Consider the following 3,560-nt stretch of genomic DNA (forward strand, 5'->3'; position numbering starts at 1 on the left):
GGGGTGCGGGGCATTACTGGAATGTTGTGCTCGGCGGTGTCCTACTCTCCCACACCGATTAGAGTGCAGTACCATTGGCGCTGGTGGGCTTAGCTTCCGGGTTCGGAATGGGACCGGGCGTTTCCCCACCGCTATAGCCGCCGAAACAATATGAAACAACATCCACACGGGATGCGCTCTTTGTTGAGCAATTGCGTGTGTTGTTTCAGAAGTGTCATAGTGGATGCGAACACACCTTTACTACAAGTTGATGTGTTGGGTGTTGTTGGTAAGTCCTCGGCCGATTAGTACCAGTCACCTAAACCTATTACTAGGCGTACAGTTCTGGCCTATCAACCCCATGGTCTGTAGGGGGCCTTAACCCTTCAAGAGGGTGAGAAACCTCATCTTGGAACAGGCTTCCCGCTTAGATGCTTTCAGCGGTTATCCCTTCCGAACGTAGCTAACCAGCAGTGCTCCTGGCGGAACAACTGGCACACCAGAGGTTCGTCCGTCCCGGTCCTCTCGTACTAGGGACAGGTTTCCTCAAGTTTCTAACGCGCGCGGCGGATAGAGACCGAACTGTCTCACGACGTTCTAAACCCAGCTCGCGTGCCGCTTTAATGGGCGAACAGCCCAACCCTTGGGACCTACTCCAGCCCCAGGATGCGACGAGCCGACATCGAGGTGCCAAACCATCCCGTCGATATGGACTCTTGGGGAAGATCAGCCTGTTATCCCCGGGGTACCTTTTATCCGTTGAGCGACACCACTTCCACACGTTGGTGCCGGATCACTAGTCCCGACTTTCGTCCCTGCTCGACATGTACGTCTCACAGTCAAGCTCCCTTGTGCACTTACACTCAACACCTGATTGCCAACCAGGCTGAGGGAACCTTTGGGCGCCTCCGTTACATTTTAGGAGGCAACCGCCCCAGTTAAACTACCCACCAGGCACTGTCCCTGAACCCGATCAGGGTCCGAGGTTAGAAGTCCAATACGATCAGAGTGGTATTTCAACAATGACTCCATGAACACTGGCGTGCCCACTTCACAGTCTCCCACCTATCCTACACAAACCGAACCGAACACCAATACCAAGCTATAGTGAAGGTCCCGGGGTCTTTTCGTCCTGCCGCGCGTAACGAGCATCTTTACTCGTACTGCAATTTCGCCGAGTCTGTGGTTGAGACAGCAGAGAAGTCGTTACGCCATTCGTGCAGGTCGGAACTTACCCGACAAGGAATTTCGCTACCTTAGGATGGTTATAGTTACCACCGCCGTTTACTGGGGCTTAAATTCTCAGCTTCGCCCCCCAAAGGGAACTAACCGGTCCTCTTAACCTTCCAGCACCGGGCAGGCGTCAGTCCGTATACATCGTCTTACGACTTCGCACGGACCTGTGTTTTTAGTAAACAGTCGCTTCTCTCTGGTCTCTGCGACCCACACCAGCTCCAGACGAAAAGTCCTTCACCAGGATGGGTCCCCCTTCTCCCGAAGTTACGGGGGCATTTTGCCGAGTTCCTTAACCACAGTTCTCTCGATCGCCTTAGTATTCTCTACCTGACCACCTGTGTTGGTTTGGGGTACGGGCCGTGTACCAACTCACTAGAGGCTTTTCTCGGCAGCATAGGATCATGGACTTCACCACAACGGTTACGCATCACCTCTCAGACACATGAAACACGGATTTACCTATGTTTCGTCCTACAGGCTTACACCAGGACAACCATCGCCTGGCACCACTACCTTCCTGCGTCACCCCATCGCTTGCCTACTACCAGCCAAGGTCCTGTGCATCACCCCACCCGGCGCCCGAAGGCACTCCTGGGGGATCTGGACAGTTAGTACAACTGATTCAGCATGGGCGCGGATACACGGGTACGGGAATATCAACCCGTTGTCCATCGACTACGCCTGTCGGCCTCGCCTTAGGTCCCGACTCACCCTGGGCGGATTAGCCTGGCCCAGGAACCCTTGGTCATTCGGCGGCAGAGTTTCTCACTCTGCTTTCGCTACTCATGCCTGCATTCTCACTCCCACACCCTCCACACCTCGTTCACACGGGCGCTTCCACGGATGCAGGACGCTCCCCTACCCACCCACACACCTAGCCCACAACCCGTAGATCATGGGCGGGCTTATGTGAGTGCCGCGGCTTCGGCGGTGTACTTGAGCCCCGCTACATTGTCGGCGCAGGATCACTTGACCAGTGAGCTATTACGCACTCTTTCAAGGGTGGCTGCTTCTAAGCCAACCTCCTGGTTGTCTTCGCGACCCCACATCCTTTTCCACTTAGTACACGCTTAGGGGCCTTAGCCGGCGATCTGGGCTGTTTCCCTCTCGACTACGAACCTTATCGCCCGCAGTCTCACTGCCCTGCTCTCACTTACCGGCATTCGGAGTTTGGCTGACGTCAGTAACCTAGTAGGGCCCATCGGCCATCCAGTAGCTCTACCTCCGGTAAGAAACACAGAACGCTGCACCTAAATGCATTTCGGGGAGAACCAGCTATCACGGAGTTTGATTGGCCTTTCACCCCTACCCACAACTCATCCCCTCCATTTTCAACTGAAGTGGGTTCGGGCCTCCACGACGTCTTACCGACGCTTCACCCTGGCCATGGGTAGATCACTCCGCTTCGGGTCTAGACCCGGCGACTCCACGCCCTATTCAGACTCGCTTTCGCTACGGCTACCCCACACGGGTTAACCTTGCCACCGAGCACTAACTCGCAGGCTCATTCTTCAAAAGGCACGCCATCACCCACAATCAACCAAATGATTCACAGGCTCTGACGGATTGTAAGCGTCCGGTTTCAGGTACTATTTCACTCCCCTCCCGGGGTACTTTTCACCTTTCCCTCACGGTACTTGTCCGCTATCGGTCACCAGGAAGTATTCAGGCTTACCGGGTGGTCCCGGCAGATTCACAGCAGATTCCACGAGCCCGCTGCTACTTGGGCATCCATCACGCAAGACCACACGTTTTCAGCTACCGGACTCTCACCGTCTACGGCAGACCATTCCAGGCCACTTCACCTAACATGCAGCATTTATCACTCACGCCCCGACAGGTAGATCGGAGAAGATGAACCCCACAACACCACACACACAACCCCTACCCGGTATCACATGCGCATGGTTTAGCCTCCTCCGCTTTCGCTCGCCACTACTCACGGAATCACAATTGTTTTCTCTTCCTATGGGTACTGAGATGTTTCACTTCCCCACGTTCCCCCCACACAGCCTATACATTCAGCTGGTGGTAACACGACATCACTCGTGCTGGGTTTCCCCATTCGGACACCCTCGGATCACAGCTCGTTTGACAACTCCCCGAGGACTATCGCGGCCTACCACGTCCTTCATCGGCTCCTGGTACCAAGGCATCCACCGAACGCCCTAAAACACTTACAACAACACCTACAAACACACCCCACACACACCGCACAACAGCACGATCCACGCGAGACACGAATGTAGACACAAAAACTCGACAAAACACACAACCAAAAAACTTGTATGCATTGCAAAAATAAAGATGCTCGCATCCACTATGCACTTCTCAAACAACACACA

The 3,560-nt window shown here is 54.5% G+C and carries 2 rRNA genes; both read right to left on the bottom strand.

Going from position 1 to position 3,560, the window contains the following annotated elements:
* Positions 1-28 precede the first annotated feature (28 nt).
* Positions 29-145: ribosomal RNA gene (gene rrf / locus A5777_RS17470) — 5S ribosomal RNA — on the bottom strand.
* Between the two features lie 119 nt (positions 146-264).
* Positions 265-3,398, bottom strand: a 23S ribosomal RNA gene (locus A5777_RS17475).
* Positions 3,399-3,560: the final 162 nt, after the last annotated feature.

This window comes from Gordonia sp. 852002-10350_SCH5691597 (assembly GCF_001665715.1).
In the GTDB taxonomy this organism is placed as follows: domain Bacteria; phylum Actinomycetota; class Actinomycetes; order Mycobacteriales; family Mycobacteriaceae; genus Gordonia; species Gordonia sputi.